Here is a 6,338-nt window from a genome sequence, read left to right on the forward strand (position 1 = left end):
ATCAATGACGGGGTTTTATACCCAAAATTCTTGATAAACCAACAAAGTTTGGTGGTGCTGGAAATGTGAAACCTTAACCCATCCATAATTGCCCTGAAATGAGGTTATAATAGTAAGATTGCAGACCAAATAAAACTTGTTTATGGTAGAAAAAAAACCAATTAAAGTTATAAGTGATAATCGTCAAGCCAGATACCTATACGAGATTTTAGATACCTATGAAGCAGGAATCCAGTTAGGCGGTACAGAAGTTAAATCCGTCAGGGCTGGAAAAGTGAATTTGAGAGATGGATATTGTTTGATTCGTAATGGGGAAGCATGGTTGATGAATGTTCACATTGCCCCCCACCAAACCGCAGGGCAGTATTTTAACCATGAACCTAAGCGCGATCGCAAATTACTATTACACAAAAAAGAAATCAACAAATTAATAGGTTTACTAGAACAACAGGGATTAACCTTAGTTCCCCTAAAAATGTACCTTAAAGGAGACTGGATTAAAATTAATTTGGGTTTAGGTAAAGGGAAAAAACTCCATGATAAAAGGGAAACCATCAAGCGCCGAGATGATGAGCGACAAATGGCAAGGATGATGAAACGCTATTAGAAGTTGACAATGAACGGGGGCAAACCCATAATAAAGATTTATCCATTACTTAATTATGCCCATCATTCAATTTCAAGGAAAAAATATTAGTTGTCAAGTCGGAGACAATTTACGCAAGGTTTTACTCCAAAATGATGCTCCCCTATACAACGGTAAGGCAAAGTATATTAACTGTATGGGTATCGGTAGCTGTGGTACTTGTGCCGTGCAAATCCAAGGAGAGGTAAATTCACCTAATTGGAAAGATAAGGCTAGACGCTCTTTTCCGCCCCACTCTTCTGATCGAGATTTACGTTTGGCTTGTCAAACAAAAGTTTTGGGAGATATTGCTGTCACTAAATATGAAGGTTTTTGGGGTCATAAAACCACTGTCAAATCATAATTTTGGTTCCTTTATTTTTTGGTCAAGAAACAGAAATTTACCTGCTTCCGAAAACTTCAATATCATTAAACACACAAACAGGGGAAGCGTGTCCGACTCGAATCATTTGATTTGGTTCGCCTTTACCACATATGGGAGTACCAAAAACGTCTTTGGTGGATTCGTCCCCTACGGCGCTTAGGTCGTGCCAAAAATGTTGGGTGACACCTCGGTAATTAGGATTCCGTAAGGTTTTGGTTAGTTGACCATTTTCAATGAGACGGGCATATTCGCAACCAAATTGAAATTTGTTACGGTAATCATCGATGGACCATGAGCGGTTGGACTCCATATAAATTCCGTATTCAATATCACTAATCAACTCCTGAAAATTATTATCCCCCGATTCCAAGTTTAAGTTAGCCATGCGGTCAATGGGGGGTCGATTCCATGAACTAGCCCTACTGTTGGCAACTCCTTCCACTTTTGCCCTAGCTTGGCTTTCAAGGCTTCCTAAACCCCTTAAAAGTATGCCGTCTTTAATTAGGTGTTGTCGTTGGGCTTCGATGCCTGTATCGTCAAACCCATAACTGGCTAATTCTCCTTTAAAGGTGGGGTCAAAGGTAATATTCATTTTTTCGGAGCCATAGGCTAAATTACCAAAGTCTTCTAGTTTTACGAAGCTACTACCTGCATAGTTTCTTTCATCTCCTAAAATGCGGTCTAATTCGAGGGGATGTCCTACGCTCTCATGGATTTGTAACATCATTTGATCGGGAGCTAGTACAAGGGTTGTTTTTATATTAGGACATTCTTGACCATGGATAAGGGCGATCGCACTTTCGCCGATTTGCCTAGCCCGTTGTAAAATCAGGGAAGGTTTGATAATTTCTGCTCCCCCTTGATAACACCTTGCCAACATTCCATTATCACTGCGTTTTTGAATGAGATTACCATCTTGTGCCACTGCCCCATAATCCGTTGACACCATGGAAAACTGCTGATAAATATTAGAACCATTACTACTGACAAAATGATGCTCTATTTCATTTATCATTGCCAAAGCTGTGGTTTTTACCACCATGGAAGATACTTTTAAAGTCTCACATACCTGAATGAGTAAATCATTTATATCTTGGACACAGAGAGAATCAAGGGGATTTTGTACCACCGATTGATAATTTCCCTGACTAGGGGGACGAATATTACTGTCAAAACTAAAAATGCCCCATTTGTGAGCCGAGATAGCCTGTTGTTTGGCATTGTTAACCGCCCGTTGAATACTATCAAAATCAAGACGATTGGTGGCACAGTAGCCCATCTGCCCATTAACTAACACTTCTGCCATGATTCCTCGGTTTATTTTTCTGCTGTGGTGTTGGGGTAAGCCATCACGAAATCTGTGAGTCCTACTTTTTTCCCATACATACCTCAGCCCTACCCAATCCGCTTCGATGGTTAAATTTTCAATGGCTTTTTGTAGGTCAAGATTCATAGGATAACTATTTTTATATGGCTATGGGCGATCGCAAAGATCATGAAAATGAGGATCTAATCACTAAAGCGAGGAGTCATACAATAGGGGCAGTCCATCCATTCCTGTTGTAATTCAGCCCCACAATTTTGACAGGTAAGGGAACTTTTACGCTTAGATTTTAACTCCGATTCTAAACCAGAGTCTGTAAACGTAACCCTTTCCACTTCTTCTAGGGTAGTATGTCCTTGCCTTACTAAGTTAAGACTGTAGGCCAAAATAGTGGTCATGCCTTCCTCCACTGCCGTTTCTTTGATCAAGTCTGTGGTAGCCCCTTTATTAATTAATTTTTGGAGAGTTTCGGTAATAACCATAAATTCATATACCCCGACTCTGCCCTTATATCCTGAGCCACCGCATTTTGAGCAAACCGTGCCATTATTAACCGCTTCTTGAAGGGCATCCCCCGTAAGGGTATTTGCTTTATAGAAAGTTACCGATTGTTCCCCAGAAGCATTTAAACCAAAACGAGCTAATTCCTCTTTGCTTGGGGTATATTCTTGCCTACATTGAGTACAGACACGACGCATTAACCTTTGAGCCAAAACCCCCAGTAACGCCCCAGAAATCATGAACGGCTCAACCCCCATTTCATCGAGACGGGCGATCGCCCCTGCCGCATCATTGGTGTGTAAAGTGGTCAATACAAGGTGTCCTGTCAAAGCCGCCTCAATAGCCGTTTTCGCAGTTTCCACGTCCCTAGTCTCACCCACCAGAATAATGTCAGGATCTTGACGCATAAACGCCCGTAAAATAGAAGCAAAGTTCATTCCTTTTTCCCGAATTACCTGTACCTGAGTAATACCGGGCAAGGCATATTCAATGGGATCTTCCGCCGTATTGATATTTACCCCGGGCTTATTTCTCTCCGCCAATACCGAATAAAGGGTTGTAGATTTACCCGAACCCGTGGGGCCTGTTACCAAAATTAGACCGAAAGGACGACTGGCAATTTCCCGAACCCTTAATAAAGTTTCCTCGTCACTGATTAAGAAATCTAAACCCAACTGAGTTGCCGAGTTATCCAAAATCCGTAAACAAACTTTTTCTCCATAACGACTAGGCAAGGTATTTACCCTAAAATCCACATTACGCCCTTGATACACCCGCCGAATTTTGCCATCTTGGGGTAAACGACGTTCGGCAATGTCTAGTTCTGCCATAATTTTGAACCTTGCCACCACCGCTGTGGTAATGTGACGGGGCAGACGGAAAAACTCTTGCAATACCCCATCCTTACGCATTCTTACCCGCAAAAGCTCCTCTTGGGGTTCAATGTGAATATCGGAAACGCTCTCCTGTAGAGCCTTAATCATTACTTTATTCACCAATTTAATGATGGGAGCTTGATTAGCATCATTAGAACTTAAATCCGCATCATCACTATCATCCTTACTTTCTTCTAAGCTGTCATAATTTAAATCATCAATGACATCGTCAACGTTTGCTAATTTGTCTTGAGCTTTTTTTGCCTGTAGGGCTTCTTCCTTTTGTCTTTTTTCGCTTTCTTCTTTGTAATAAACTTGTAATAGGCGATCGTAATCCTCCTCCGTAATCACGATCCTTTGTAAATCTAAACCCTTAAGACGAATTAACTTGCGTACTTCATCGAGGGCAGCTAAGTTATCAGGATCTACCATCGCAATCACAAGCACGGGGGGATCTTCCGTATTAATACGGCGGATGGGCAACAACTTATGACGGCGACACACTTTAATATTTACCACCGAGTCAATTAACTCCGTCATCTGATCCGAAGAAATTTCATCGGCATCAGGATCCACAGAATCGACCCCATACAATATCTTTAACTCAAAAAGATGGTGTTTCTTGTACTGCCTTACCAAATCAGGAGATAAAGCCTTGTGAGTCATGCTCTCTAGTACCTTAACCAGAGGTTGTTTAGTGTTCCTCACCTCTACTAGGGCATTTTTTAGTTGATCTTTGTCAATATAGCCAGATTGAATTAACTTATTTCCGAAGGGACTAAAATAATCCGGACTTACAAGGGCGGTATTTAACTTTTCTAATTTTTTTCCAGAAGAAGAAACAGGGCTTTGAGTCATAATATTTTATGGCAATAGACGAGGAATCGATCGCACTTTAACTGATAATAGCTTTATTGTACTAAATTATATGGAATGTGAAATCAAACCTTTGTTTTAATTTGTTAACAGAAAAATGTTTACTAAAAAAAATCAGGGAAATCTACATAAATATAGATCCCTGACTTAATCATAAAATATTGTTAAAAAAAATTAGGTTAACCACCCCTTTAACCTTCTGGCAACCTGTGGTCTTCTTAACTTACGCATAGCCTTTGTTTGAATTTGACGTACCCTTTCCCTGGATAAATCAAACATTTGTCCCACCTCTTCTAGGGTATGGGGCTTGGAATGGGATAAACCATAGCGAAGGATAATAACTTCTTTTTCCCTGCCACTCAAAACATCATCCAACACAGAAACAATTTCTTGATTCATCATTGCCTCATTCATCTTTTCTTCAGGCAACAGTAAATTAGTATCTTCCAATAATTCGAGTAACTCCGTATCTTCTCCCTTACCCACACGATGATTAAGAGACAAGGATTGACGTTTCAACTGTAACAACTGATGTAACGCCTGTTCATTAATACCCATTTCCTCCGCCAATTCAATTTCTGTCGGATTCCGTTGTAAATCTTGTTTTAATTCCCGTTGAGCCTTTTTAAGTTTATTTAACTTCTCAACAATATGAATGGGTAATCTGATAGTACGAGAGTCATTGGCAATGGTTCTGGTAATAGCTTGACGAATCCACCAATAAGCATAGGTAGAAAACTTATAGCCCTTATCTGGATCAAACTTTTCCGCCGCCCGATTTAAACCAATGGCGCCCTCTTGAATTAGATCAAGAAAAGGTACACCCCTGTTTAAATAACGTTTGGCAATGGATACTACTAAACGTAAATTGGAGCGAATCATCTTGCGCTTGGCAACCCTTCCTTTATAAAGGCGATTGTCCAATTGACGCTCTGTTTCTAAGCCCATGGCACGGGCTAATTCCATTTTTGAAGGGGTTTTTTGTAGTTGATGATGTAATTTTTGTTGTGTTTCTTCACACTCTGTTAAAAACTTGACAGCCTGAGCGAGTTCTACTTCTTCAGTTGCCGTTAACAAAGGGTAACGAGCCATTTCTTTAAAAAACGCCCCGACGGAGTCTTCTGATTTACTGCGATTACTCCTTACCTTTTTGCCGTTTTGCTCTGTCTCATCAGAATATTGAGCAATCACCTCAAAAGATGCTTCATCAGTTTCGGGTTTGATTTGGTCATTTTCCTTGGTGAGGGGACTGGTAAATTGGTTCATGTTGTTACTCCTCTTTTTAACGCACTTTTTATCCTGCCTAGGGACATAATTTAATAAATCATCTTTTTTTTAATCGTTTTGTTATGGTTAATACTAAATTCATGTAATGGGCAGTAGATAAATGTCTAAATCCTAATGTAGCTAATAAAACTCATTTTTGACTATTAAAATAGGATTCTTTTTATATTTTTTTAATATTTTAGTATTCTTAACTACAAAATCATAATTTTCATTAAAAAAAGTTGACATTAAAGGTTGATACTGATACAGGAAACGACACGAAGAAATGGTTGATATTGTTTTTATTTGAGATAAAACGAACTCGGAAAGATTAAATAACCTTAGAAATAGACGAAACCGTTGAATCGGTAGAAGGAAAAAAAATACTTAAGTAGTGACTTTCAACAAACCTTTTTACTACTAATTTTTTATCTTAGCGATTAATTTTAGAATGTGAATAGGATGACGATGATCCCCTAGTGATCC

The 6,338-nt window shown here is 39.5% G+C and carries 5 protein-coding genes; 2 read left to right on the forward strand and 3 right to left on the reverse strand.

The genetic code is table 11. The annotated features are described in order from the left end of the window. The first annotated feature begins 142 nt into the window (after positions 1 to 142). Both smpB and ACXITR_RS10220 read left to right on the forward strand, forming a co-directional pair. Positions 143 to 607 (forward strand): SsrA-binding protein SmpB, encoded by a 465-nt coding sequence (smpB, locus tag ACXITR_RS10215; RefSeq protein WP_457997122.1) that lies wholly within the window; start codon positions 143 to 145, stop codon positions 605 to 607. 55 nt (positions 608 to 662) lie between these two features. Then, positions 663 to 989: a 2Fe-2S iron-sulfur cluster-binding protein gene (locus ACXITR_RS10220; RefSeq protein WP_457997123.1), complete on the forward strand. Its 327-nt coding sequence runs from the start codon at positions 663 to 665 to the stop codon at positions 987 to 989. 37 nt (positions 990 to 1,026) lie between these two features. Here ACXITR_RS10220 and ACXITR_RS10225 read toward each other — a convergent pair whose 3' ends face one another. The 3 genes from ACXITR_RS10225 to ACXITR_RS10235 all read right to left on the reverse strand — a co-directional run bounded on the left by ACXITR_RS10225 (position 1,027) and on the right by ACXITR_RS10235 (position 5,852). Beyond that, positions 1,027 to 2,463, reverse strand: a complete 1,437-nt coding sequence (locus ACXITR_RS10225; protein ID WP_457997124.1) for a TldD/PmbA family protein — start codon at positions 2,461 to 2,463, stop codon at positions 1,027 to 1,029. Between the two features lie 56 nt (positions 2,464 to 2,519). Continuing rightward, on the reverse strand, positions 2,520 to 4,568 hold the full coding sequence (locus ACXITR_RS10230) for a GspE/PulE family protein (RefSeq protein ID WP_457997125.1): 2,049 nt from the start codon (positions 4,566 to 4,568) through the stop codon (positions 2,520 to 2,522). 192 nt (positions 4,569 to 4,760) lie between these two features. After that, positions 4,761 to 5,852, reverse strand: coding sequence for an RNA polymerase sigma factor, RpoD/SigA family (locus ACXITR_RS10235; protein ID WP_457997126.1), 1,092 nt, complete (start codon positions 5,850 to 5,852; stop codon positions 4,761 to 4,763). Positions 5,853 to 6,338: the final 486 nt, after the last annotated feature.

Source organism: Cyanobacterium sp., from assembly GCF_054166785.1.